The organism is Streptomyces sp. NPDC048182 (assembly GCF_043202555.1).
Taxonomy (GTDB): Bacteria; Actinomycetota; Actinomycetes; order Streptomycetales; family Streptomycetaceae; genus Streptomyces.
Genome location: NZ_JBIDAQ010000027.1, coordinates 1 through 23,966 on the forward strand (window position 1 = coordinate 1; position 23,966 = coordinate 23,966).

General features: G+C 75.0%; 21 protein-coding genes. 6 read left to right on the plus strand and 15 right to left on the minus strand.

Going from position 1 to position 23,966, the window contains the following annotated elements; translation table 11 throughout:
- Together ACGFZL_RS31405 and ACGFZL_RS31410 are read right to left on the minus strand one after the other, a co-directional pair.
- On the minus strand, window positions 1-569 hold a 569-nt coding region (locus ACGFZL_RS31405; RefSeq protein ID WP_393696893.1), incomplete at its 3' end, for a maltotransferase domain-containing protein.
- Between the two features lie 22 nt (window positions 570-591).
- On the minus strand, window positions 592-867 hold the full coding sequence (locus tag ACGFZL_RS31410) for a DUF5133 domain-containing protein (protein WP_355172111.1): 276 nt from the start codon (window positions 865-867) through the stop codon (window positions 592-594).
- A 252-nt stretch (window positions 868-1,119) separates the two neighbouring features.
- Between ACGFZL_RS31410 and ACGFZL_RS31415 the strand changes: the two genes are divergently transcribed.
- Window positions 1,120-1,647, plus strand: a complete 528-nt coding sequence (locus ACGFZL_RS31415; RefSeq protein ID WP_355172109.1) for a pep a2 — start codon at window positions 1,120-1,122, stop codon at window positions 1,645-1,647.
- Complete coding sequence (glgX, locus tag ACGFZL_RS31420) at window positions 1,644-3,794, plus strand: glycogen debranching protein GlgX (protein WP_393696896.1); 2,151 nt, start codon at window positions 1,644-1,646, stop codon at window positions 3,792-3,794. Before ACGFZL_RS31415 ends, glgX begins: the two co-directional genes overlap by 4 nt.
- A gap of 10 nt (window positions 3,795-3,804) precedes the next feature.
- Here glgX and ACGFZL_RS31425 read toward each other — a convergent pair whose 3' ends face one another.
- Complete coding sequence (locus ACGFZL_RS31425) at window positions 3,805-4,647, minus strand: VOC family protein (RefSeq protein ID WP_393696898.1); 843 nt, start codon at window positions 4,645-4,647, stop codon at window positions 3,805-3,807.
- A gap of 83 nt (window positions 4,648-4,730) precedes the next feature.
- Between ACGFZL_RS31425 and ACGFZL_RS31430 the strand changes: the two genes are divergently transcribed.
- Window positions 4,731-5,075 carry an ANTAR domain-containing protein gene (locus ACGFZL_RS31430; RefSeq protein WP_355172103.1) on the plus strand — a complete coding sequence of 115 codons (345 nt, stop codon included), beginning with the start codon at window positions 4,731-4,733 and terminating at the stop codon, window positions 5,073-5,075.
- Here the strand turns inward: ACGFZL_RS31430 and ACGFZL_RS31435 are convergent.
- Entirely contained in the window at window positions 5,023-5,814 is a 792-nt protein-coding gene (locus tag ACGFZL_RS31435) for an RNA polymerase sigma factor SigF (RefSeq protein ID WP_355172101.1), read from the minus strand. The genes ACGFZL_RS31430 and ACGFZL_RS31435 overlap by 53 nt on opposite strands.
- 282 nt (window positions 5,815-6,096) lie before the next feature.
- Here ACGFZL_RS31435 and ACGFZL_RS31440 point away from each other — a divergent pair, with 282 nt between their 5' ends.
- Entirely contained in the window at window positions 6,097-6,621 is a 525-nt protein-coding gene (locus ACGFZL_RS31440; protein WP_393696901.1) for a hypothetical protein, read from the plus strand.
- A gap of 50 nt (window positions 6,622-6,671) precedes the next feature.
- Here the strand turns inward: ACGFZL_RS31440 and ACGFZL_RS31445 are convergent, their stop codons facing one another.
- On the minus strand, window positions 6,672-7,652 hold the full coding sequence (locus tag ACGFZL_RS31445) for an ATP-dependent DNA ligase (protein WP_393696903.1): 981 nt from the start codon (window positions 7,650-7,652) through the stop codon (window positions 6,672-6,674).
- A 108-nt stretch (window positions 7,653-7,760) separates the two neighbouring features.
- Window positions 7,761-9,257, minus strand: coding sequence for an MFS transporter (locus ACGFZL_RS31450; protein ID WP_393696905.1), 1,497 nt, complete (start codon window positions 9,255-9,257; stop codon window positions 7,761-7,763).
- Between the two features lie 241 nt (window positions 9,258-9,498).
- Between ACGFZL_RS31450 and ACGFZL_RS31455 the strand changes: the two genes are divergently transcribed.
- Window positions 9,499-10,149, plus strand: coding sequence for a TetR/AcrR family transcriptional regulator (locus ACGFZL_RS31455; protein ID WP_393696907.1), 651 nt, complete (start codon window positions 9,499-9,501; stop codon window positions 10,147-10,149).
- A gap of 34 nt (window positions 10,150-10,183) precedes the next feature.
- Here the strand turns inward: ACGFZL_RS31455 and ACGFZL_RS31460 are convergent, their stop codons facing one another.
- A complete protein-coding gene (locus ACGFZL_RS31460; protein ID WP_393696909.1) occupies window positions 10,184-11,239 on the minus strand; it encodes a YncE family protein in 1,056 nt (351 codons plus the stop codon).
- A gap of 94 nt (window positions 11,240-11,333) precedes the next feature.
- Window positions 11,334-13,175, minus strand: coding sequence for a hypothetical protein (locus ACGFZL_RS31465; RefSeq protein ID WP_393696911.1), 1,842 nt, complete (start codon window positions 13,173-13,175; stop codon window positions 11,334-11,336).
- A gap of 93 nt (window positions 13,176-13,268) precedes the next feature.
- On the opposite strand from ACGFZL_RS31465, the gene fes reads away from it, so the two are divergent.
- Complete coding sequence (fes, locus tag ACGFZL_RS31470; protein WP_393696913.1) at window positions 13,269-14,555, plus strand: enterochelin esterase; 1,287 nt, start codon at window positions 13,269-13,271, stop codon at window positions 14,553-14,555.
- Window positions 14,556-14,580: 25 nt separating this feature from the next.
- Here the strand turns inward: fes and ACGFZL_RS31475 are convergent, their stop codons facing one another.
- The 7 genes from ACGFZL_RS31475 to ACGFZL_RS31505 are packed head-to-tail and all read right to left on the minus strand — an operon-like array spanning window position 14,581 to window position 23,953.
- Window positions 14,581-18,438, minus strand: a complete 3,858-nt coding sequence (locus ACGFZL_RS31475; RefSeq protein WP_393696915.1) for an amino acid adenylation domain-containing protein — start codon at window positions 18,436-18,438, stop codon at window positions 14,581-14,583.
- Window positions 18,435-18,662 (minus strand): phosphopantetheine-binding protein, encoded by a 228-nt coding sequence (locus ACGFZL_RS31480; protein ID WP_355172083.1) that lies wholly within the window; start codon window positions 18,660-18,662, stop codon window positions 18,435-18,437. Before ACGFZL_RS31480 ends, ACGFZL_RS31475 begins: the two co-directional genes overlap by 4 nt.
- 3 nt (window positions 18,663-18,665) lie before the next feature.
- Window positions 18,666-19,298, minus strand: coding sequence for an isochorismatase family protein (locus ACGFZL_RS31485; RefSeq protein ID WP_393696918.1), 633 nt, complete (start codon window positions 19,296-19,298; stop codon window positions 18,666-18,668).
- A 28-nt stretch (window positions 19,299-19,326) separates the two neighbouring features.
- Window positions 19,327-20,955 (minus strand): (2,3-dihydroxybenzoyl)adenylate synthase, encoded by a 1,629-nt coding sequence (locus ACGFZL_RS31490; RefSeq protein ID WP_393696920.1) that lies wholly within the window; start codon window positions 20,953-20,955, stop codon window positions 19,327-19,329.
- Window positions 20,952-22,163 carry an isochorismate synthase gene (locus ACGFZL_RS31495; RefSeq protein ID WP_393696922.1) on the minus strand — a complete coding sequence of 404 codons (1,212 nt, stop codon included), beginning with the start codon at window positions 22,161-22,163 and terminating at the stop codon, window positions 20,952-20,954. Before ACGFZL_RS31495 ends, ACGFZL_RS31490 begins: the two co-directional genes overlap by 4 nt.
- 36 nt (window positions 22,164-22,199) lie before the next feature.
- Window positions 22,200-22,982: a 2,3-dihydro-2,3-dihydroxybenzoate dehydrogenase gene (locus tag ACGFZL_RS31500; RefSeq protein WP_393696924.1), complete on the minus strand. Its 783-nt coding sequence runs from the start codon at window positions 22,980-22,982 to the stop codon at window positions 22,200-22,202.
- The gene (locus tag ACGFZL_RS31505) at window positions 22,979-23,953 is read right to left on the minus strand and encodes an ABC transporter substrate-binding protein (protein WP_393696926.1); all 975 of its coding nucleotides are present in this window, start codon (window positions 23,951-23,953) and stop codon (window positions 22,979-22,981) included. Before ACGFZL_RS31505 ends, ACGFZL_RS31500 begins: the two co-directional genes overlap by 4 nt.
- Between the last annotated feature and the right edge of the window lie 13 nt (window positions 23,954-23,966).

The following is a 23,966-nucleotide window of genomic DNA, read 5'->3' on the forward strand; positions in this document are numbered from 1 at the left end:
GGCAGCGGCTCGGAGGTGGTGACCAGCTCCCGCAGCGGGTGCCGGGCCAGGACCGCGTCCACCTGCGGCGTCAACGCCGCCGCCAGCCGGGAGGCCACCGGCAGGGTGTCGTCGTGCAGCGCGGCCGCGGCGGCCAGCACCACGGAGCGCCCGGCGTCCTCCGGGACCCCCGCGGCGGCCCGCCGGTGCAGCTCGGCGCCCTCCTCGAGGACCAGCCCGGTGTCGATCCCGGCCGGTACCTTGATCCGGGCGTGTCGCCGCCAGGTGGTGACCGGGTCGCTCCACGCCTCCACCCGGTACGTCCACGCGCCGGGGGCGCCCGGTGTCACCTCGGCGCCCCACCGGTCGCTGCCCGGTGCCAGTTCCCGCATCGGAGTCCAGGGGCCCGACCGGCCCCCCGGGTCCTTGAGCACCACGTTGGCGGCGACCGCGTCATGGCCCTCGCGGAACACGGTGGCGGTGACCTCGAACGTCTCTCCCGCCACCGCCTTCGCCGGCCGTCTGCCGCCCTCCACCACCGGGTGGACGTCCCGTACCGGGATACGCCCGATCTGCGTCGTCGTGCTCATCCGTGTCTCACCTCCGCCGTGCTCAGGCCGCACCGGACGTGGTCCGGGGCCGCTCGTCGTGTTCTCGAGGAAGGACCGCGTCCTGCGAAAGGGTGACGAGGCCACCGCGCAGATAGCGCTCGGCGGCGTCCGCGGCCTCGCGTGCGCAACGCTTCCCCATCAGCACGCACAGGGTGTAGCCGGAGTCCTCGAAGGTGGCCCGTACCGCCACGTCCGCCGGGGACGCCAGCATCGAGCGCTCCCAGGCGCGGTAGTGCCGCAGCTGCCGGGCAACTTCGCTCCTCGCGGGAAGCAGCATGGCGGTCACCTTCCAGGGGTCAGGGGGAGCACTTGGGAGTGCTTCACACATGGTGCACGGGTGATTACCCGCCGTCTTGTTGGGTCTTCAACTAATCGGTGAGGCGGTCGTTCGCTCGTGTTGCACGAATGGACTACCGCTCCCACCCTGGAGTTACTCAGAAGCGATCAGCGCTCACGCTTCGTGATCGGGGAGCCCGTCCCCCAAGGGACGCGGAGAAGCGAGAGCCTTCGCGGTGAGGAGCGAACGACGATGAAGACCGCAGTGCCCTGCTACTACCACCTCGACGTGGAAGTCAGCCCGGAACGGGTCGGACAGGTCAGGCGCATCCTGGCCGCTCACCTCCGGTTCTGGGACCTGGAGAACCTCGTCGAACCCGTCTGCGCCGGCGCCGAGATGCTGCTGCGGGCGATCGACGAGCACGCGAGCGACAAGCACACGTCGATCGAGATGTGGTGGAACCGCCACCACCTCATCACGGCGGTAGCGGGCAACGACCACGGGCTCCGCCCCGACCAGGACCTGCGCGGCTGCCTCCAGCACCTGGCCGCCACCAGTGACGGCTGGGGTTGCTGCGCCGCCGACACCGGCGCCAAGGTCATCTGGTTCTCGCAGCGCGCCCGGGCCGGAGAGCACGTCCCGCTGGTGACCACCGCGCCCGAACCGATCACCCAGGAGGGTCTCGACGTGCCCCGAGAGATCATGCCGGTCGCCCGCCTGGCCGGACCCGCGACGCTGCCCGGCAGCCTGGTGGACGGCATCCTGGAGGAGGCCCGGTGACCGCCGAGCGACCGCAGTTCAAGGGCGCGCCCGTCTGGGGCGGCCACCCCTACCCGCTGGGGGCCACCTACGACGGGCAGGGCACCAACTTCGCCCTGTTCAGCGAGGTCGCCGAGCGCGTGGAGCTGGTCCTCGTCGGGGACGACGGCACCCACAGCACCGTCCGGCTGCCCGAGGTCGACGGCTTCGTCTGGCACGGCTACCTGCCCGGCGTCGGCCCGGGGCAGCGCTACGGCTACCGCGTGCACGGCCCGTTCGACCCGTCCGGCGGGCACCTGTGCAACCCGGCGAAGCTGCTGCTCGACCCGTACACCCGGGCCGTGGACGGCATGGCCGACAACCACGCCTCGCTCTTCGAACGGGGCAAGGGCGGCCGGCCCGACCGCGGCGACAGCGCCGGGCACACCATGCTCGGCGTGGTCACCGACCCGTCCTTCGACTGGGGCGAGGACCGCCCGCCCCGGCGCCCCTACGCGGACACCGTCGTCTACGAGGCGCACGTCCGCGGGCTCAGCCGCACCCACCCCGACGTGCCCGAGGAACTGCGCGGCACCTACGCCGGGCTCGCGCACCCCGCGATCACGGAGCACCTCACCTCCCTCGGCGTCACCGCCGTGGAGCTGATGCCGGTGCACCAGTTCGTGCACGACGGGGTGCTCCTCGACCGCGGCCTGCGCAACTACTGGGGCTACAACACCATCGGCTTCTTCGCCCCGCACAACGGCTACGCCGCCCACGGCACCCGCGGCGAGCAGGTCACCGAGTTCAAGTCGATGGTCAAGGCGCTGCACGCGGCCGGCCTGGAAGTCATCCTCGACGTGGTCTACAACCACACCGCCGAGGGCAACGAGATGGGCCCCACCCTCTCCTTCCGCGGCATCGACAACGCCTCGTACTACCGCCTGGTGGACGGCGACTGGGGCCACTACTACGACACCACCGGCACCGGCAACAGCCTGCTGATGCGCCACCCCTACGTGCTCCAGCTGATCATGGACTCGCTGCGGTACTGGGTCACCGAGATGCACGTCGACGGCTTCCGCTTCGACCTCGCGGCCACCCTGGCCCGGCAGTTCCACGAGGTGGATCGGCTCTCCGCGTTCTTCGACCTGATCCAGCAGGACCCGGTGATCAGCCGGGTCAAGCTGATCGCCGAGCCGTGGGACGTCGGCGAGGGCGGCTACCAGGTGGGCAACTTCCCGCCGCTGTGGTCGGAGTGGAACGGCATGTACCGCGACGCGGTACGGGACTTCTGGCGCGGCGAGGAGCACACGCTCGGCGAGTTCGCCTCCCGGCTGACCGGCTCCTCCGACCTCTACCAGCACAGCAGGCGCCGCCCCCGGGCCAGCGTCAACTTCGTCACCGCGCACGACGGGTTCACCCTGCGCGACCTGGTCTCGTACAACGACAAGCACAACGAGGCCAACGGCGAGGACAACCGGGACGGCGAGAGCCACAACCGGTCCTGGAACTGCGGCGCCGAGGGCGGCACCACGGACCCCGCCGTCCTGGAGTTGCGCCGCCGCCAGCAGCGCAACCTGCTGGCCACGCTGCTGCTCTCGCAGGGCATCCCGATGCTCTGCCACGGCGACGAACTCGGCCGCACCCAGGGCGGCAACAACAACGCCTACTGCCAGGACAACGAGATCTCGTGGATCGACTGGCGCCTGACCGGCGAGCAGCGCGCCCTGCTGGGCTTCGTGAAGCGGGTCATCGCCCTGCGGGCCGCCCACCCGGTGCTGCGCCGGCGCCGCTACTTCCGCGGCGACACGGTCACCCACGCCGGCCAGCCGCTGCCCGACCTGGTCTGGCTGCTGCCGGACGCGGGGGAGATGACCGAGGAGGACTGGGAGTGCGACCGGCGCACCGTGGGCGTCTTCCTCAACGGCGACGCCATCGCCGAGCCCGACGCGTGCGGGCGCCCCGTGGTGGACGACTCCTTCCTGCTGCTGATCAACAGCCACTGGGAGCCGGTCGACTTCCGGCTGCCGGAGGCCGCCTACGGCGAGCGGTGGACGACCGTGTTCGACACCACCGAGACGCAGGACGCCCCCGACGAGACCGAGCACAAGGCGGGCACCGCCCTGACCGTCGGGGAGCGCGGCATGGTGGTGCTGTCCCGGCCGTCCCGCCGGGCCGGCGGGTGACGGCGTGCGGTCAGTCCTCCGGACGGCGCGCGGTCACCGTGAACTGCGCGCCGTCCGTGTCACGCAGCACGGCCTCCGTGCCGTCCTCGGCGAGCACGCTGCCGCCCTGCCGTTCCGCCGCGCGGGCGCAGGCGGCGACGTCCTCCACCGCGAAGTGCACCTGCCAGTGCGGCCGGAGCGACGGGTCGGGCGCGGCGCCGAGCGCGCCCGACTCGATGCGCGCGACGACCGCGCCCTGGCTGCGCAGTACCACCTCCTCGCCCTCGTACTGCACCTCGCAGCAGCCCGGGCGCCCGGAGGCCCAGTCGAAGACCTGGCCGTAGAAGATGGCGGCGTCGAAGGCGTCGCGGGTGTGCAGGCGGATGAAGGCGGGCCGCGAGGCGCGCCAGCTCTCCCAGTCGGTGAACAGCTCGCCCTCCCAGATCCCGAAGGTCGCGCCGTCCCGGTCGGCGAGCAGCGCCGCCCGGCCCGGCGGCAGGGAGATCGGGCCGACCGCCGCGGTGCCGCCGCGCTCCTGCACCCGGGAGACCGCCTCGTTGGCGTCGGGTACGGCGAAGTACGGCGTCCAGGCCACCGCCATCTGCCACATCGCGGCGACCGCGGCGATGCCGGCCACCGGCGCGCCGTTCACCTGGGCGATCCGGAAGGGCTCGCCCAGCTTGGCCGGACGCCACTGCCAGCCGAGGACGGCGGAGTAGAACTCCTCGGTGGCCTCCAGGTCCCGGCTGGTCAGGCTGACCCAGCACGGTGCCCCGAAGACGGAGTGGGTGGTGAGCGGCTGGTCGGCGCCGGACGGCGCGGTGCCGGCGGGTTCGATGCCGGCGGGGGAGTGCGTCATGTCGTCGTCGCTCATGGCTGTCGGGTCCTGGTGTCGTCCGCCGGGTACCCCGGCGGGCAGGTCGAAACGAGGGTCGGAACGAGGGGAGTGCGCAGGTGGTGACCACGCCCACGGACGGGAGCCCCGACCAGGTCTCCCGGTTGCAGGAGCAGGTCAGGCAGCTCACCGAGGCGGTCGTCTCGCACGCCGTCGTGGACCAGGCGATCGGGGTGGTCGTCGCGCTCGGCCGGGTCACACCCGACGAGGGGTGGGCGGTGTTGAAGGAGGTTTCCCAGCATACGAACATCAAACTGCGCAGCGTGGCCGAAACGATACTCATCTGGGGGCGCAGTGGAGTGATGCCGGTGCGGGTGCGGGCCGCGCTGGAGGCGGCCCTTGAGCGGCGCGGGGTCAGCGGGCCTCCGCGAGGATCTCCTCCCGTATCCGGTCGCAGCAGCCGCTGAGCAGCCGGGAGACGTGCATCTGCGAGATGCCCAGCTGCTGGGCTATCCGGCTCTGCGTGAAGCCGGCGAAGAAGCGCAGGTAGAGGATGGTGCGCTCGCGCTCGGGGAGCGCCTGGAGGCAGGGGCGGACCGCGACCCGGTCCACCACCGTGTCGAAGGCCGGGTCCACCGCGCCGAGCGCGTCGCCGAGGGCGTAGCCGTCGGTGCCGGGCATCTCCGCCTCCAGGGAGAGGGCGGAGAAGCACTCCAGGGCCTCCATGCCGGTGCGCACCTCGTCCGCGGTCAGCTGGGCGTGCTCGGCGATCTCCTCGACGGTGGGGGCGCGCCCCGGTGTGGTCTGCGCCAGCTCCTTGGCGGCCCGCCGCACCCGGTTGCGCAGGTCCTGGATGCGCCGGGGGACGTGCAGCGTCCACATGTGGTCGCGGAAGTGCCGCTTGATCTCCCCCGTCACCGTCGGCACCGCGTACGCCTCGAAGGCGTGGCCGCGGGCCGGGTCGTAGTGGTCGACGGCCTTGACCAGGCCGAGCGCCGCCACCTGGTAGAGGTCCTCCAGGTGCTCGCCGCGGCCCCGGAAGCGCACGGCGATCCGCTCCGCCATCGGCAGCCAGAGCCGGATCAGCTCGTCCCTGAGCGCCGCGCGCTCCGGGCCCTCGGGCAGCGCCGCCAGCCGCTGGAAGGCGGCGGCCGTGTCCGGGGCGTCGTCGTGGGGGTGGGGCTTGGTTCTGCCGGCGATACGCATGACGCGCACCTCCTTCAGCAGCGGAGCCGCATTCGAAACAAGTCCTCGTCTATATGGATAGTGACCGCGAACCGGGCGTACGGCCACCCGAACGGGGGTCCCGACGTGATGTGCGGCACCCTCGCGGTGATCGTCCGCCCGGCCCGCCCGCGGATCGCTCCAGCGCAGCGCTTGATCGGCGCGCCCCCGGTGCGAACGGCCTGGCCACCGGGGGATCGGCCCATTTGACAGTGCGCTGAGCGCACAGATAGGAAGCAGCGTCGAGAGGTCGAGAGGGGCACCGTGTACGAGCCGAACGTGGTCGGGGACTGGCAGGACTACGACGAGCACCCCGGCCTGCGGGTCCGCGTGCACCGTCTGGAGCCGGCCGAGCCGCCGCGGGGGCGCGACGAGGCCGCCGAGGGACTCACCTACTTCCGCTTGCGGGTGACCGTGGAGAACCGGGGCGCCCGGGCCCTCACCGTCCACCTGGAGGACGGCCAGCTCGACGTGCGGATCGGCCCGGACGGCGAGGGCGCCTTCGTCGACTGGCGCAACTCCCAGTTCGTCGAGGGCTTCGACGTCTACCCGCTGCGCCGCGCGACCGCCGTGCTCTACGCGGCCGGCGCGGAGGCGAGCCTCGCCCAGGTGGACGTCCAGGTGCAGCTGCGGGTCGACGAGGAGTGGACCGAGCGCCGCCTGTGGACGGGCGGCCTGGGCCTCCTGGAACCCGCGCCCGGCACCCCGGCCGGCACGCCGCGCGAGGACGGCCTGGCCCACCAGGTGACCGCGTTCCTGCGCGCCCAGTCGGAAGAGGGCACCTCCTGACGCCGTGACCGCGGGCAGACGTGCCTCGGCGCCCGACAGCTGACGTCGCGTCACACCAGGTCGTCGGGCAGCTCGGCCGCGGACTCCTCCGGGGTCAGGTCCGGGCGCAGCCGCAGCCACGAGGGCTGGCGGAGCAGGCCCTCCCGGGTGCGGGTGCTGTAGCGCACCTCGCCGACCAGCCGGGGCACCACCCAGCGGGCGCCCGGCACCCGCGGCACGGGGTCGAAGGGGCAGGCGTCGGTCGTGGCCGCCCGCAGCAGTGCCGCCAGTTCGTCGCGCTCGGCGGCGCTCCAGCCGGTGCCCACCCCGCCGACGTACCGCAGCCGGCCCGCGGCGCGCTGGCCGACCAGGACCGCGCCGGGCAGCCCCGACAGGCGGCCCTTGCCCGGGAGCCAGCCGCCCACCACCACGTCCTCGCCGCGCATGTTGCGGATCTTGATCCAGGCGCGGGAGCGCACGCCCGGCTCGTACACCGAGTCCACCCGCTTGCACACCAGGCCCTCCAGGCCGTGCTCGCGGGTGGCCCGCAGCGCCTCGGCGCCGTGGCCGACCAGTGCTGCCGGGACCGACCAGGCGGGGCCGGACAGACCGAGGCCCTCCAGGTGCTCGCGGCGGCGCAGATAGGGCTCGCGCAGCAGGGAGCGGGCGCCGAGGCGCAGGACGTCGAACAGCACCAGGTGGACGGGGACCCGGGCGGCCCGGTGCGCGGCCCGGGCGGGGTCGTGGGCGAGGCCCATCCGGGACTGGAGGAGCTGGAAGTCGGCGCGGCCCTCGGGGTCGAGGGCCAGCACCTCCCCGTCCAGGACGGCGGGCGTGCCGGCCAGCGCCGCGCCCAGCGCCCGCAGTTCGGGGTAGGCGGCGGTGATGTCCTGCCCGGAACGGGCCCGCAGCAGCACCCGCCCGTCACCGGGCAGGTAGGCCACCACGCGCTGGCCGTCCTGCTTGGTCTCGTAGGCCCAGCGCGCGTCCTGCGCGGCGGGCGGCAGGGTGCCCGGGGTGGCGAGCATCGGGGGGATCGGCGGCAGCTCCACGGGGTGAGTACTCGACCCGCCCGGGCGCCCTCACGCGCCCCGCCCGCCAGGTTCGCCCGGACGGCGCCGGTCACGCGACCGGCGCCGCCCGGGCCGGGCGGGGCGCCGTCAGCGCGCGGCGGTCGCCCCGGTGCCCACGCCGTCCACGCCGTCCGCCGCCGGTGCCGGCACCGGGGCGGCGGGCCGGTGCCCGGGGAGGCAGGAGGCGAGCGCGCAGGCCAGCAGGGCGGCCCCGGCGCCGAGGACCATGACCACCTTGAAGGCGTTCTCCGAGGGCAGCGCGAAGCCGCCCAGGTCCACCGTCAGCTGGGCCAGGACCACGCCGGCGACGGCGCTGGCCACCGAGGTGCCGATGGACCGCATCAGCGTGTTGAGGCTGTTCGCGGCGGCCGTCTCGCTCGCCGGCACCGCCCCCATGATCAGCGCGGGCATGGCCCCGTAGGTGAAGCCGATGCCGGCGCCGATGACGCAGGAGACCAGCACCAGGTGCCAGACCTCCGACATCAGCAGCAGGTTCAGCCCGTACCCGGCCGCCACGATCAGCGACCCGATCATCAGCGTCGTCTTCGGGCCCCGGGACCGCGACACACTCGCGGAGACCGGCGCGAACACCATCATCACCAGGCCGGAGGGCGCCATCACCAGACCGGCCGTGAGCAGCGACCGGCCCAGGCCGTAACCGGTGGCCTCGGGCAACTGCAGGAGCTGCGGCAGGACCAGGGACATCGCGAACATCGAGAAGCCGACGGCTATCGACGCCAGGTTGGTGAAGAGCACCTGGCGGCGGGCGGTGGTGCGCAGGTCCACCAGGGGGCGCGGGGTGCGCAGCTCCCAGGCGCCCCAGGCCAGCAGCACCACCACGCCGGCCGCGAACAGGCCCAGCGTGGTGCCGCTCGCCCAGCCCCAGTCGGCGCCCTTGGAGATCGCCAGCAGCAGGCACACCAGGCCCGTCGCCATGCCGATGGCGCCCGGCACGTCGAAGCGCCCGCCGGTGCGGACCGCCGACTCGGGCACCAGCACGGCCACCAGGACCGCCGCGACGGCGCCGATGGCGCCCGAGGTCCAGAAGAGCATGTGCCAGTCGAGGTTGTCGGCGATCAGCGCGGCGGTGGGCAGGCCGAGCGCGCCGCCGACGCCGAGGGAGGCGCTCATCAGGGCGGTGGCGCCGGCCAGCCGCTCGGCGGGCAGCTCGTCGCGCATGATGCTGATGCCCAGCGGGATCACCGCCGCCGACAGCCCCTGGAGGGCCCGGCCCACCACCATCGGGGCCAGGGAGTCGCTGAGCGCGCACACCACCGAGCCGACGACCAGCAGCACCAGGCTGAGCAGCAGCATCCGCCGCTTGCCGGTCATGTCGCCGAGCCGGCCGACCACCGGGGTGGCCACGGCCGCCGCCAGCAGCGTGGCGGTGACCGCCCAGGCGGTGTCCGAGGCCGGCGCGTCCAGGAGCCGGGGCAGGTCGGGCACGATCGGGATGACCAGCGTCTGCATCAGCGCGACGACGATGCCGGCCAGGGCCAGCACCGCCACCACGGCGTTCGGCCGCGGCGCGGCCTCCGGGCCGGCACCGGCCGGGGCGGTGGGGCCGACGGGGGGAGCGGGCATGGCGGGGCCTCTCGCGTCACGGGTCAGGGCACGGCGCCGCACCGGATGCGGGCACCTGTTAAGTCAGTCGCTTGACGTACTCTAGGGCGTGCCGGGCCCGCCCCGCACCGCCGGGGCGTCCGGCGTCCGGCCGACGCGTCCGCGTAGGCTGCCCGCGAGACCGCCGCACCGCGGCGGACCTGCGACGACGGAAGGGACCGGTCGGCGCGGGCGACGACCAGGTCCCGGCACGGCGGTGAGCATGGCGGGCAGGACGGCGCGGGCGGAGCAGGCCGGTGCGACCCGGCAGCTGATCCTGGTCACCGCGGAGCGGCTGTTCGCCGAGCACGGGGTGTACGCCGTCTCCAACCGCCAGGTCAGCGAGGCCGCCGGGCAGGGCAACAACGCCGCGGTCGGCTACCACTTCGGCACCAAGACCGACCTGGTCCGGGCCATCGCCCGGCGGCACGCCGAGCGGGTGGAGGAGCTGCGGGCGCGGCAACTGGCGGCCCTCGGGGAGACCGCGGAGGTGCGGGACTGGGTGGACTGCCTGGTGCGACCGCAGTTCGACCACCTCGCGGCGCTCGGCAGCCCCACCTGGTACGCCCGGTTCTGCGCCCAGGTCATGACCGATCCGGCGCTGCGCCGGACCATGGTGGAGGAGTCCCTGGCCTCCACCTCGCTGCGCCGGATCGTCGCCGGCCGCGACCGGTGCCTGCCCGAGCTGCCCGCCGAGGTGCGCGCCGAGCGGGGCGACATGGCGCGCCATCTGATCGTGCACACCGCGGCCGAGCGGGAGCGCGATGTCGCGGAGGGACGGCCCACGCCGCGCGCCTCCTGGCAGGACGCCGCCGACGGACTGGTGGACGCCATCGTGGGGCTGTGGCTCGCGCCCGTCACCCCCCGCCGCTGAGGGCGGGGGGTGACGGGCGCGGGGGAGCGGTGGCTCAGCGGGACAGGCGGATCCGGGTCAGGGCGTCCTCGGTGGTGCCGGCGCCGGACTTGTCGACGACGTAGGCGACGCCGTTCTCGATCTCCACGTGGTTCGGGTTGGCCCCGGTGGCGATCGTCTCCTCCACGACGCCGTCGCGCGGGTCGACGCGCGTGACGTTCGCGGCGGTGCGGTTGACGACCAGGACGTCACCGGAGCGCTCGTCGGTGGCGACCGACAGGGCACCGGCGCCGGTGGGCACGGTCTTGGTGACCAGGCCCTTCGTCACGTCGATCACGGACAGGGTGCCGGCGGCCTGGTCGGCGGTGTAGGCGGTGCGGCCGTCCTTGGACAGCGACACCGAGATCGGGCCGTCGCCGGTGGGCAGCAGGCGCGGGGTGACCCAGCCGCGCTGCAGCTCGATGAGCCGGTCGTTGTTGAGGTCCGCGGCGAAGAGGGTGCCGGTGCGCTCGTCGACGGCGAGGCCGGTGGGCGCCGAGCCGGCGACCGTGACCCGCTCCTTCTCCTGGAACGTCCGGGAGTCGTAGGACACCAGGGTGCCGTCGCCGAAGCCGCTCGCCCACACCGTGTCGTGCCGCTCGTCCACCACGATCTCGCGGGCGTGGGCGACGTTCGGCAGGCTCGCCAGCTGCTTGCCGGTGCGCTGGCTGTAGACCGAGACGGTGTTGGTGCGGGTGTTGGTGGTCCAGACGGTGTTGTGCTTGTCGTCCACGGCCACGCCGTAGACGGCCTCGACGGCGCCGGTGGCGGCGTCGGTGACCGGCGGGACGATGTCGGCCTCCACCTTCAGCGTCCTGGGGTCGACCTTGAGCAGGTGCGACTCCTTGACCGGCGGGCGGCCCACGGCGGCGGTGACCCACAGCGCGTCGTTCCGCTCCGAGTAGGACGACTGGTACAGGCCCTTGGCGAGCTTCGCGGTGGTGACCGGCTCGGCGGCGGGGCGGGCCGCGGAGGTGCCGGCCAGGGTCAGGGTGCTGCCCGCGGCGACCGCCACGGCGACGGCCGCGCCGAGCGCGGTGCGGCGGCGGATGCGGGTGGCAGGGATGGACATGGTGGAGGGACTCCCTCGGGTCGGGGATCGGTGGACGTGCGGACACACGGTGCGGGTGCACGGTGCTGTCGTACGGGAGGAGATGGTTCGGGGGTCAGCCGCTCTGGGCGGGCCGGGCGCCACGGCGGCGCACCACGGCGAACGTGGTGGCGGCGGCGCCGGCCGCACCACCGACCGCCGCGGCGGCGGCCGACCAGGCGATGGTCGCGTAGGACACGGGTGCCTCGACGGAGGCGGCGGCCAGGGTCCGGGCGGGCGCGTCCGGGGCGGTGGTGGAGGAGGCGACGGCGGGGGCCTGGGCTCCGCCCGCCGCGGCGGCGAGGACCGTGAAGTCGACCTTGAGCGAGGTGGGCGGGTCCGGCGCGAGGAAGCGCAGTCCGTGTGCGCCGGGCGCGGTGTCCGCGGGGACGGTCACGTCGCCCTCGTAGGAGCCTTCGGCGTCGATGGTCCACTGGCCGAGGATCGCCTCGTCGTCCAGCTTGATGGTGAGGCGCTGTCCGGCGGGGAACTTCGCCACCTCGAAGTGCAGCTTGCCGCCGGGCTGGACCTGGCTGGCGGTGATCTCGGCCTTGGCGCCGGCGTCATTGGTGGCGCTGGCGGGGGCGCCGGTCGCGGCGGGTATCGGTGCCGATCCGGCGGCGCCGGGCGGGGAGACGGCGGACACGCCGGTGCCGGTGCCGGTGCCGGTGCCGGTGCCGTTGCCCGTGCCGCCGGAGGTCACGGTGAAATCGGCCTTGAGGCTGGTGGGCGGGTTGGGCGCGAGGAAGCGCAGCCAGTGGGCGCCCTTCGCGGTGTCCGCGGGCACGGTGACCGAGCCGGTGTGGGAGCCGTCGGCGCCGACCGTCCACTGGCCGAGGATCTTGGCGTCGTCCAGCTTGACGGTGAGTTGCTGCCCGGCCGGGAAGCCCGTCACCCGGAACGACACGCGGCCTCCGGCGGCCGTCCGCGAGCCCGCGGTGATCGACGCGGAGGTGCCGGCGCCGGTGCCGGTCACGCCGCCGGATCCGCCGGATCCGGTACCGGTACCGGTGCCGCCGCCCGTGCTTGAGCCGCCCCCGGTGCCGCCGGAACCGCCCCCGGTGCCACCGCCCGTTCCGCCGCCGGCGCCTCCGGTCCCGCCGCCCGTACCGCCCCCGGTGCCGCCTCCGGTCGTGGCGGTGACCGTGATGTCGGCCCGGAGGCTGGTCGCCGGGTCCGGCGCGAGGACCCGCAGCCAGTGCGCCCCGGCGCCGGTGGACGCGGGCACGGTCACGGTGCCGGCGAAGGTGCCGTCCGCCTTCACGGCGTTCGACCACTGCCCGAGGATCTCGGTGTCGTCCAGCTTCACCGTGATCTTCTGGTCCTTGACGAACCCGGAGAGGGCGAAGGACACCCGATCACCCGCGGCGACCCGCGAACCCCCCGTCAGCCGCACCTTGGGTGTGCCCGCGGGGGTCGAGGGCGTCGGGGTCGGCGTGGGCGTGGGGGTCGGCCTGGGCGTGGGTGTCGGCGTCGGGGTCGGGGTGTCTGCGACGACCGTGAGGCCCTCGCTCTTCACACTGGTCTGCGGGGCCAGGAAGCGCAGCCAGTGCCCCCCGCCCGGCGGCGTCTCGGCCGGGACCGTCACCTTCCCCGTGACACTGCCGTCCTCGCCGATCGTGAACCTGCTCAGCAGCGCCGCGTCGTCGAACTTGACGCTCAGCGTGGCCCCGGCCGGGAAGCCGGTGACCGTGAACGGCACCTCGCCGCCCGGCTTCACCGAGCTCGTGCCCAGCGTGACCGCCGGTGCGGCCGGATCCGCCGCCGAGGCCACCGGCCCGGTGGCGGGACCGCCGGCCACGGCCACGGCCAGGGGGGCGGCGCACAGGGCGCCCAGGCCGAGCGTCGCGCCGGCGGTCAGGGCGGCCACGCGGCCGAGCCGGGCGCCGGTGGGCGAGGCGGGTCTGTCAGAGGTCATGATGGCTGCTCCTGGCGGGCGAACGGCAGAGGAAGACGGATGGGGCGGACGAACAGAGAAGATCAAGTAAGGTAAGGCTAACCTAACTTACGAATGACAGGCAGTCAATTGGCCATCGCACGCGCCTTCACCTCCCGCCCTCCCGGGGGCACCCCGCACCACCCGCCGCGGCTTCCCCGCCCCGAGCCCGTGCCACGGCTCGCGGAGCCGGTGTGCGCGCTGCCCGAACCGGGCGGCGGCACCGAGGAGTTCTGGGCCGCGGTCCGCGACCGCGGCACGCCCCTGGTCGGCCCCGACCCGCTCGGCGACCCCGACCACCGGGCGGTCACCTTCCTCTGGCGCGGCGGCCCCGGCACCCGGGCCGTCGAGGTGCTGCCGAACAAGCTCGGCGACCCGCGCGACCCCGACGGCAACCTGATGGCGCACGTGCCTGGCACCGACGTCTGGCACTGGACCGTGCGGCTGCGCCACGACTGGCGCGGCACCTACGATCTGTACGTGGACGAGGGCGAAGGCCCCGCGCCGGGCTCCGCCGAGCACCGGCGGTGGCTGCGCACCCGGCGCCGCACGGACCCCTGCAACTCCCGTGCCCTGCCCCACCGCTGGGATGCCGACCCGGTCCCGTACGCCGAACTCCCGGCCGCCCCGCGTGCGGTGGACTGGGTGCCGCGTCCGGACGCCCCTCGCGGCACCCTGACCGAGCACGCCGTGCCGACCGCCCTGCCGGGCGGCTCCCGCCGGGTCTGGCTGTACGCGCCGCCCGGCGCCGAGGACGCGGCGGAGCTGCCCGTCCTCGTGCTCCTGGACGGCGAGCACTGGGGACCCCGGCTCGGGCTGCCCCACCTCCTCGACAACCTCGCCGCCGACGGCCGCACTCCGCCGGTCGCGGCCCTGCTGCCGGACGCGGTGGACGAGGCGACCCGCTGGGCGGAGCTGTCCTGCGACCCCGGCTACGCCGACTTCCTCGCCGACGAGCTGCTGCCCTGGGCGGCCGGACGGCTCCCCGTCACCGCCGACCCGGCGCGCACGGTGATCGCCGGGCAGAGCCTGGGCGGCCTCACCGCGGCCTACGCCGCGCTGCGCTCCCCCCACCGCTTCGGCAACGCCCTCGTGCAGTCCGGCTCCTTCTGGTGGCCGGCCGGCCCGGACGCGGAGTGGCTGACCAGGGAGCTGGCCGCCGCCCCGCGGCTGCCGGTGCGCTTCCGGCTGTCCTTCGGGACGCAGGAGTGGGTGGCGCTGCCCGCGGCCCGGCGGCTGCGGGACGTCCTGGAGCGGTCCGGGTACCACGACTCCTCCTACCGGGAGTTCAACGGCGGTCACGACTACCTCTGCTGGCGCACCGAACTGGCCGACGGCCTGGTGGAGCTGCTGGGCGGGTGAGCGCCGCACTGCGCCACCACGGGCCTCACCCGTCCAGCTCCTTCAGCGCCGCCGCGAGCACCGCCGCCACCTCGTCCAGGAACCGGTCCCGCATCAGCTGCGGGTGCGTGCAGTCCAGGTCGTGGTTGACGATCGCGCCGCCGACGTGCGGACGCCACGCCTCGCGGGTCAGCCAGTCCTCGGCGCGCGGGGCGGCGGCCGTGAAGAAGAGCAGGTCGCCCTCGTAGCGGCCGTGTTCGTGCTCGCGCATCAGGCGGGCGTGGTTGGGCACGATGTCGACGATCCGGGACAGGGTGTGCTCGGAGAGCCCGGCCAGCGGGCTGCCCGCCCGGCGCAGCGTGGCGAGCACGTCCTCGCGGGTGCGCTCGCCGGCCCGGTCGAAGCCGGCCATGCGCAGCACCGCGGTGAGCGCGTCGCCCTCCTCGGGCGCCGGGCGCTCCCGCCACTGCTCGGCGGGGAACGCGTCGAGCAGCGCGAGGAGTTCCACCTCCTCGCCGGCCTCCTGGAGCAGCACGGCCACCGCGTGCGCCAGGACCCCGCCGACCGACCAGCCGAGCAGGCGGTACGGGCCGTGCGGCCGGACCCGGCGCAGCTGCTCCGCGTAGTCCTCGGCCTCCTCGCGCAGGGTGCGCGGCAGCGGCTCGCCGCCGGTCAGGCCGCGCGCCTGGAGGCCGTACACCGGCTGCTGCGGCCCGAGCCGCGCCGAAAGGCCCGCGTAGCACCAGGCGAGCCCGCCCGCCGGGTGGATCGCGAACAGCGGCGGCCGCTCGCCCTCGGCGCGCAGGGCCAGGAGCACGCCCAGCGCGTCCTCGCCGGCCGGACCCGGGGTGTCGAGGCGGGCGGCGAGCGCGGCGGGCGTCGGCGCCTCGAAGAGCGAGCCGATGGTCAGCTCCGCGCCGCACTCCTCCCGTATCCGCGCCACCAGCCGGACCGCGAGCAGCGAGGTGCCGCCCAGGTCGAAGAAGGCGTCGTCCGGGCCGACCCCGTCCGCCTCCAGGACCTCCGCGAACAACCGGACCAGCGCTTCCTCGCGGGGCGAGGCGGGCTCCCGGGCGGCGGTGCCGCCGGCGAAGACCGGGGCGGGCAGCTCGCGGCGGTCCAGCTTGCCGGCCGGCGAGAGCGGGAAGGCGTCAAGGGCCACGACCACCGCCGGGACCATGTGCTCCGGCAGCTCACGCGCCAGCTCGGCCCGCAGCCGCACCGGATCGGCGCCGCCGCCGGTCACATAGCCGACCAGCCGGTCCTCCCACACCACGGCGCACGCCCCGTCCACACCGGGCCGGGCCGCGAGGGCCGCCTCGATCTCGCCCAGCTCGATGCGCTGGCCGCGCAGCTTGACCTGGTGGTCGGTGCGGCCGAGGTACTCCACCTCGCCGGCCGCGGTCCAGCGCGCCAGGTCGCCGGTGCGGTACATCCGGGCGCCGGCCGGCCCGAACGGGTCGGGCAGGAACCTCGACGCCGTCAGCTCGGGCCGGTCCAGGTAGCCGTCGGCCAGCTGCACCCCGGCCAGGAACAGCTCCCCGGGCACGCCGGGCGGGCACGGCTGGAGCGCTGCGTCCAGCACGTACAGGCGGGTGTTCCACACCGGCCGCCCGATCGGCACCGGTCCTGAGTGCGCCGGGTCCACCGCGTGGTACGAGACGTCCACGGCGGCCTCCGTCGGCCCGTACAGGTTGTGCAGCTCCAGGCCGGGCAGCACGCGCCCGGCGGCCTGCGCGGTCTCCCGGGGCAGCGCCTCGCCGCTGCAGAACACCCGGCGCAGCGCCTCCGCGCAGCCGGCGGCCTCCGGGGCGGCCAGGAAGACCTGGAGCATCGACGGCACGAAGTGGCAGGTGGTGACGGCCTGTTCGCGGATCAGCCGGGCCAGGTACACCGGGTCCTTGTGCCCGCCGGGCTCGGCCACCACCAGTGCCGCGCCCTCCCGCAGCGGCCAGAAGAACTCCCACACCGACACGTCGAAGGACGACGGCGTCTTCTGCAGCACCCGGTCCGCCGCCGTGAGGCGGTAGGCGTCCTGCATCCAGCGCAGCCGGTTGTCGATCGCCCGGTGCGGGACGACGACGCCCTTGGGGCGGCCGGTGGAGCCCGAGGTGTAGATGACGTACGCCGGATGCGCCGGGGTCAGCGCCCTGGCCGGGTTCGTCCACGGGTACCCGGACACGTCGAGGCCGTCCAGGACGACCAGCGGGGTGCCCGCGTCCGCCGGGAGGCGGCCGGCGCGGTCGGTGACGGCGCAGACCGGGCCGGCGTCCTGGAGCATGTACGCCAGCCGCCGCGCCGGGTAGTCCGGGTCGAGGGGCAGGTAGGTGGCGCCGGCCTTGAGCACCGCGAGGAGCGTCACGATCAGCTCCGCCGAGCGCGGCACCGACACGGCGACCACCGCGCCGGGGCCCGCCCCGAGCGACTGGAGGTGCCGGGCCAGGCGGTTGGCGCGGGTGTTCAGCTCCGCGTAGGTCAGCGCCTCGTCACGGAAGACCAGGGCGGTCGCGCCGGGGGCGCGGGCCGCCTGCGCCTCGATCGGGCCGATCAGGGTGGTCGGGGGCAGGGCGCGGTCGGTGTCGTTGAACTCGGTGACGACGAGGGCGTGTTCGGCCGGTGTGGCGATGGAGTGCGCGGTGAGCGGGAGGTGCGGGTCGGCGTGTGCGAGGCGGTCCACCAGGTGCAGGTAGCGCCGCTGGTGGGCGGCGAGGTCGGCGTCCTCGTAGAGCGCCGGGTTGCCGTCGTGGTCCAGGGCGAGGCCCCGGCCGTCGGCGCGGTCGTAGATGTTGACCGTCAGGTCCTCGACCGGCCCCGCGGACAGGTTGCGGGCGCGGGCGGGGGCGCCGGCGAAATCCACGCCGTAGTCGAAGGGCATGACGTTGACCAGCGGGCCGACCAGGGCGCGGTTCTCGCCGAGCAGGCCGAGGTCGCGGCGGATGTCCTCGTAGCGGTAGCGCTGGTGGCGGCGCACCTCGCGGATGCCGAGCACCACCTGCCGCACCAGCTCGGCGAAGGTCGCCTCGGGGGAGACGGTCAGCCGGAGCGGCAGCACGTTCATCACCATGCCGGGCACGCGCAGCGCCACCGAGCCCATGCGGCCCATCATCGGCAGGCCCAGCACCACGTCCCGGCTCGCCGTGGCGCGGGAGGTGTACAGCGCCTGGGCGGCGATCAGCACGTCCGGCCAGGTCGCGCGGAGCCCGGCCGCCAGGTCCTTCAGGAGAGCGGTGCTCTCCGGGGAGAGGCGTGCGCTGCGGCGCCGGAAGGTACGTGACGGCAGCGCGCCGCGCCCGGCCAGCCGGGGCACCTCAGGGCGGTCGGCGAACGCCCGGGCCCAGTGCGCCCGGTCGGCCGCGCGGGCCGGCGAGATGCGGTAGGAGGCGTCGTCCGCGACCAGGGCGGCCAGCGTGCCGAAGGAGCGCGGCGCGGGCTCCTCGCCGCGGACCAGCGCCGCGTAGACCTCGGCGGTGCGGCGCACCAGGAGCGAGTAGCCGTAGCCGTCCATCACCAGGTGGTGGACGCTCTGGTACCACAGCCACCGGTCGGCGCCGACGCGGAACAGGGCGTGCCGGAACGGCGGCCCCGCCGCCAGGTCGAACGGGCGGGCCAGGTCGGCGCGCATCCACGCCTCGGCGCCGGCCGCGTCCAGGTCCTCGCGGACCGTCAGCGGCACCTCGACGGCCTCCGCGAGGTGCTGGCGCGGCCCGTCCGGGGTGTCCTCGACGCGGACCCGCAGCGCGTCGGACTCCGCGGCGGTGCGGCGCAGCGCCTCGGCGAACAGCGCCGGGTCGAGCGGACCGTCGATCTCCAGGCACTCGGCGGTGTTCTGCGCGGGGCTCGCCGGGTCCAGGGCCTGCGCGTACCACATCCCCGACTGGGCGGCCGTGAGCGGCAGGGCGCTCATACCGCCCCCAGCAGCGGCGCCCACGCCTCGACGGCGGGGCGCTCGGCGAGGTCGGCGAACCCGGCCGTCACGGCGTGCTCGCGGCGCCAGCGTTCAAGCAGCGCCATGATGCGCACCGAGTCCAGGCCGTAGTCGACCAGGTTCTCGTCGACGGGTATGTCCGCCGGGTCCTCGCCGAGGCAGTCGGCGACGTCGCTGCGTATCTGTTCCACGGTGAGCGGCACGGTTCAGACCTCCTGGAGGAGCGCGTCGGTGGTGGTGACGACCGCGCAGCGGCCGGCGGCCCAGCGCAGCGCCATGTCGTGGTCGGCGCGGGAGAAGTCGGCGACGGCGTCGGCGACCACGAACGCCCGCAGGTCCCGCTGCCAGGCGTCGGCGGCGGTCATCAGCACGCCGATGTGCGCGTACACGCCGGTGAGCACGAGCTGGTCGCGGCCGCTCTCGCGCAGCAGATCGGCGAGGCCGGTGCGGACGAAGGCGCTGTACTTCCACTTCGTCAGCACCGTGTCCCCCTCCTCGGGGGCCACCTCGACCGGCGTGGCGAGCGCCGCGGGGTCGTCGGCCACGCCGGGGCCCCAGAAGTCCAGCTGGAGGCCGCGCTCCTCGGGCGTCTGGCCGCCGCGCTGGGCGGAGTAGACGACCGGGACGCCGAGGCGCCGGTACTCCTTCAGCAGCCGGGCGGTGTTGCCGAGCATGCCGGTCAGCGGCTGCTCGCCGGCCGGGAAGGCGGACAGGAAGTGCTGCTGGAGGTCGTGCACGAGCAGCACGGCACGCGCCGGGTCCACGGTCCACGGCACGCGGTTCGCGGGCAGTTCGTCCGGCGCGGGGAGCGGATAGGGGGCGATGGCGGGGAGTGCCATGGGGGTGGGGCCTCTCGGGGAAGGGGGGTCAGGGCCGGCCGGCGGCGGAGCGCAGGTGCTTCTTGCTCACCTTGCCGACCCCGGTGTGCGGGAAGACGTCCACGAACTCCACGAGGTCGGGGACCTTGTAGGCGGCGACGCCGCGTTCGCGCACGAACCGTTTGACCGCGACGGGCTTCAGCGGCTCGGCGCCCGCGCGCAGGATCACGTAGGCCAGGGAGCGCTCGCCCAGGTACTCGTCCGGCACCGACACCACCGACACGTCGTGCACGGCGGGGTGGCCGAGGATGATGTTCTCGATCTCCTCCGGCGCGATCTTCTCGCCGCCCCGGTTGATCTGGTCCTTGGCCCGGCCCTCCACCACCAGGTGCCCGGTCGGAAGGCGGCGCACGATGTCGCCGGTGCGGTAGAAGCCGTCCGCCGTGAAGGCCCGCGCGTTGTGCTCCGGCGCCCGCCAGTAGCCGCGGATCGTGTACGGGCCGCGGGTCAGCAGATGCCCGAACTCCCCGTCCGGGACGTCCGCGTCGGCGTCGTCCACGACGCGGACCTCGTCGTCCGGGGAGATCGGCCGGCCCTGGGTGGTGACCACCGTCTCGGGGTCGTCGGTGAGGCGCGTGTAGTTGACCAGGCCCTCCGCCATGCCGAAGACCTGCATCAGCCGGCAGCCCAGGGCCGGCTCCAGGCGGCGCGCCGCCCGCTCGCTGTACTTGGCGCCGCCGACGAGGACCAGCTCCAGGGACGACAGGTCGTACGCGGTGTGCGGCGCCGCCTCCGTCCAGGCCAGCGCCAGCGGCGGCACCAGCCCTGTCATGGTGACCCGCTCGTCCCGCACCAGGCGGAACGCGGTGTCCGGGTCGGGCCGCGGGCACAGCACCACCGTGCCGCCGGCCGCCAGCACGCCCAGCCAGCCCGGGCTGCTCATCGGGAAGTTGTGCGCGGCCGGCAGCGCCACCAGGAAGCGGGTGCCCTCGTCGACGCCGCAGATCTCGTTCGAGCCGAGCACCGAGTACAGGTAGTCGTCGTGGGTGCGCGGGATCAGCTTGGACACGCCCGTCGTGCCGCCGGACAGCTGGAGGAAGGCCAGCTCGTGCGCCTCGGGCCCGTCGAACGGGCCGGCCGGCTCGCGGGGCACGTCCGCCAGCGCGGTGTGGGCGCCCGGCTCGCCGGCCACGAGGACGTGCCGCAGGGTCGGCGCCTGCGCCCGTACCCGGGAGGCCAGTTCGCGGTGGTCGTAGCCCTCGTGAAGGTCCGGGATCACGTACGCGACCGCCTCGGCGAAGGCGCAGAAGTGGGCGATCTCGGTGTCCCGGTGCGCGGGCAGCGCGTACACCGGCAGCGCGCCGATCCGGAACAGCGCGAAGACGACCTCGAAGAACTCGCCCGTGTTGGGCAGTTGGACGACCACCCGGTCGCCCTTGCCGATGCCCCGGGCCAGGAAGCCGGCGGCCAGCCGGTCGGCGGCCTCGTCCAGCTCCCGGTAGGTCCAGGTGCGCCGGGCGGGCGCCGGGTCCACCACGGCCGTCCGGTCGGGGTGCTCGGCGGCGCGCTCGCGCAGCAGGGCGCCGAAGGTCTGCCCGCGCCAGTGGCCGGCGGCGCGGTAGCGGGCCGCGAACTCCGCGGGCCAGGTGGGCGCGTCGACACCCGGGGTGACGCTCACAGCGAGGCTCCCACCGCGTCGAGGAAGGTGCGGAACTTGGCGGCGGTCTCCGCCGTCTCGGCCTCCGGCGTGGAGGCGGCCACCACACCGGCGCCGGCGAACAGCCGGAGCGTGCGCCCCTCGGCCTCGGCGCAGCGGATGGTGACGACCCATTCGCCGTCGCCGTCGGCGTCCTGCCAGCCGACCACCCCGGTGTAGGCGCCGCGGTCGAAGGGCTCCGACTCGGCGATCACGGCCCGGGCCACCTCGGTGGGCGTGCCGCACACCGCCGGGGTGGGGTGCAGGGCGGAGGCCAGGTCCAGGGCGGTCGTGGCCGGGTCGGCGAGGTCGCCGGCGACCGTGGTGGACAGGTGCCACATGGTGGCGGTGCGCACCAGGGTGGGCCGCGCGGGCACGTCCAGGGAGCGGCAGAACGGCGCGAGCGCCTCGCGTACGGCGTCCACCACGACCGCGTGCTCGTGCAGGTCCTTCTCGGACTCCAGCAGGGCGACCGCGCGCCGGACGTCCTCGGCGAGGTCGGCGCTGCGCGGCGTGGAGCCGGCCAGCGGGTTGGCGGTCAGCCGCCCGCCCTGCCGGGCGACCAGCAGTTCGGGGCTGGCGCCGATCAGGGTGCGGCCCGGGGCGGTGGGTACCGCGAAGGTGTAGCCGGCCGGGTCGCGGCGGGCCAGCCGGCGCAGCATCGCGGGCAGGTCGGGCTCGCGCGGGGAGGTCAGCTCCAGGGTGCGGGCGAGCACGACCTTGGCGAACTCGCCGGCCCGCATCCGCGCCACCGCCCCGGCCACCGCGGCGCCGTACCGCGCCGCCTCCGGCACCTCGCGCACCCGCCACGCGGGCCGGTCCGGGTCCTCGGGCACCGGCAGCGCGATCAGCGGGTCCTCGCGCAGCGGGGGCGCCCAGCGCACGGTGTCCGGCACGGCGAGCGCGTCCGGGGCGTCCGGGGCGAAGGGCAGGGCGCCCATCACGACCGGCGCGGGGGCGCCGGGGCGGCGCAGCCGGGCCAGGGCCTCGCGCACCCGCTCGGCCGGCGGTGCGGGGGTCTGGGATATCTCGGCGGCCGTGCCGCGGCCCAGCAGGGTGCGGTGGGGGGTGGCCAGGAAGCGGTCGCCGGCGGGCCGGTAGGACTCAAGCAGGGCGGTCGCGGCACCCGGCGCGACCGGCGCGGTCTCGGGGGCGGCCCCGTGCGGGGCCTCGGGCAGGGAGAGGGACATGACTGTCTCCAGTGGGGGAGAGACGCTTCCCGGGGCTCAGGCCCGCAGGGTGGCGCCGCCGTCGACGTAGAGGTCGTGCATCGTGATGTGCCGGGCGCGGTCGGAGGCGAGGAAGACCACCGCGTCGGCGATGTCGGAGGGGTCGGCGATCCGGCCCAGCGGGATCCCCGTGCGGTAGCTGCCGAGGTCGCCGGCGATCACCCGGGCCGCCGCGGCCCCCTCGTCGCCCGCCGGCCACAGGGAGCGCTGCATGGCGGTGAGGGTCGAGCCCGGGGAGACGGTGTTGCACCGCACGCCCCGCCCGGCCACCTCCAGGCCCAGGCACTTGGTGAACATCACGGCGGCGGCCTTGGAGGCGGCGTAGGCGGCCATGCCCGCGCGGGGCACGCCGGCCGCGTTGGAGGCGACGGTGACCACCGAGCCGCTGCCCCGGGCGGCCATCCGGCGGGCGACGGCGCGCGAGACGTGGAAGACACCGGTGGCGTTGACGGCGAACGTGGCCGCCCAGTCCTCGTCGGTGAGGTCCACGACGTCCGAGGAGCGCAGGATGCCCGCGACGTTGACCGCGATGTCCAGCGGGCCGAGGGCGTCCTCGGTCTCGGCGACCAGCGCCTCCACGGCGCCGGCGTCGGTGACGTCCAGCGGGCGCGCGGTGACGCGCTCGCCGTGCTCCTTCGCCAGCGTCTCGACGTCCTCGCCGGAGAGGTCGGTGGCGACCACCCGGGCACCCTCGGCGGCGAGCGCCGCGACCACCGCCGCGCCGATGCCCCGGCCCGCCCCCGTCACGAGGGCGAGCCGGCCGGCGATGCCGGAGGTCACGAGGCCAGCGCCTTGGCCAGGTCGTCCAGGACGATCCGCGCGGCGAGCGGGCCGCCGGCGCTGTTCCAGGCGGAGCCCTGGACGACCTCGACGTGGCCCTCCTGCTCCGCCTTCAGGCGGCCGAAGTTCGGCACCTTCCGCGCGTCGGCGTACGCCTTCTCCCCGTCGGCGCGGTCGCCGAGGGTGCCGAAGAACAGCCAGTCGCCGTCGATGGTGGACAGCTTCTCCAGGCTGACCGGCTCGCTGTGCCCGGTGCCCTGCCCGCGCTGCCCGGCAGGCCGGTCCAGGCCGAGCGCGGTCAGCGTGGAGCCGACGTGGTTCTTGCCGCGGCCGACGACCGAGGGCGCCTTGTTCTGCCAGCGCACCACGCTGACCACAGCGCCGGCGTTCTTGCCCAGCTTGCCCTTCGTCGCGGTCACGTCGCTGTCGAAGCCGGCCAGCAGTTTGTCGGCCTCGGCCTTGCGGTTCAGCGCGTCCGCGGTGGCGGTGAACGCCTTCTTCCAGTCCTCGTTGAGCTTGGCGGTCACCACGGTCGGGGCGATGGACTCCAACTTGGCGACCTGGCCCTTCACGGCGGTCGTCTCGTCAAGGAGGATCAGGTCGGGCTGGAGCGCGGCCAGTTTCTCCATGTCGGCCTCGGCGACGGTGGCGACGACCTCCGCCTTGCCGGCCTTGTCGGCCAGATAGGTGGAGACGCCCTGCTGCCCGCGCCCCGCGGTCGCGCCGACCGGCTGCACGCCGAGGGCGAGGGCCGCGTCGAGGGTGGGCTCGCTGAGCGTGACGACCTTCTTGGGGGCGGCGGGCACGTCGACCTTCCGGCCGGTGGCGTCGGTGACCTGGCGGCTGTCCGACCCCTGGCCGGCCGCGTCGTCGCCGTCGTCGTCACCGCAGGCGGTCAGCAGCAGCGCTCCGGCCACCACGGCGGCGGCGGAGGTCAGGACGGTTCTGCGGGCGGCGCGTGCAGGGGACATGAGGGTGGGACTC

Bases quoted from the DNA above. Each gene is read 5' to 3' on its own strand.
- ACGFZL_RS31460 (WP_393696909.1), bottom strand. From the start codon at position 11,239: ATGTCCATCCCTGCCACCCGCATCCGCCGCCGCACCGCGCTCGGCGCG.
- ACGFZL_RS31425 (WP_393696898.1), bottom strand. From the start codon at position 4,647: ATGAGCGACGACGACATGACGCACTCCCCCGCCGGCATCGAACCCGCC.
- ACGFZL_RS31485 (WP_393696918.1), bottom strand. From the start codon at position 19,298: ATGGCACTCCCCGCCATCGCCCCCTATCCGCTCCCCGCGCCGGACGAA.
- ACGFZL_RS31475 (WP_393696915.1), bottom strand. From the start codon at position 18,438: ATGAGCGCCCTGCCGCTCACGGCCGCCCAGTCGGGGATGTGGTACGCG.
- ACGFZL_RS31435 (WP_355172101.1), bottom strand. From the start codon at position 5,814: ATGCGTATCGCCGGCAGAACCAAGCCCCACCCCCACGACGACGCCCCG.
- ACGFZL_RS31410 (WP_355172111.1), bottom strand. From the start codon at position 867: ATGCTGCTTCCCGCGAGGAGCGAAGTTGCCCGGCAGCTGCGGCACTAC.
- ACGFZL_RS31495 (WP_393696922.1), bottom strand. From the start codon at position 22,163: ATGTCCCTCTCCCTGCCCGAGGCCCCGCACGGGGCCGCCCCCGAGACC.
- ACGFZL_RS31450 (WP_393696905.1), bottom strand. From the start codon at position 9,257: ATGCCCGCTCCCCCCGTCGGCCCCACCGCCCCGGCCGGTGCCGGCCCG.
- ACGFZL_RS31455 (WP_393696907.1), top strand. From the start codon at position 9,499: ATGGCGGGCAGGACGGCGCGGGCGGAGCAGGCCGGTGCGACCCGGCAG.
- fes (WP_393696913.1), top strand. From the start codon at position 13,269: ATGACAGGCAGTCAATTGGCCATCGCACGCGCCTTCACCTCCCGCCCT.
- ACGFZL_RS31415 (WP_355172109.1), top strand. From the start codon at position 1,120: ATGAAGACCGCAGTGCCCTGCTACTACCACCTCGACGTGGAAGTCAGC.
- ACGFZL_RS31505 (WP_393696926.1), bottom strand. From the start codon at position 23,953: ATGTCCCCTGCACGCGCCGCCCGCAGAACCGTCCTGACCTCCGCCGCC.
- ACGFZL_RS31465 (WP_393696911.1), bottom strand. From the start codon at position 13,175: ATGACCTCTGACAGACCCGCCTCGCCCACCGGCGCCCGGCTCGGCCGC.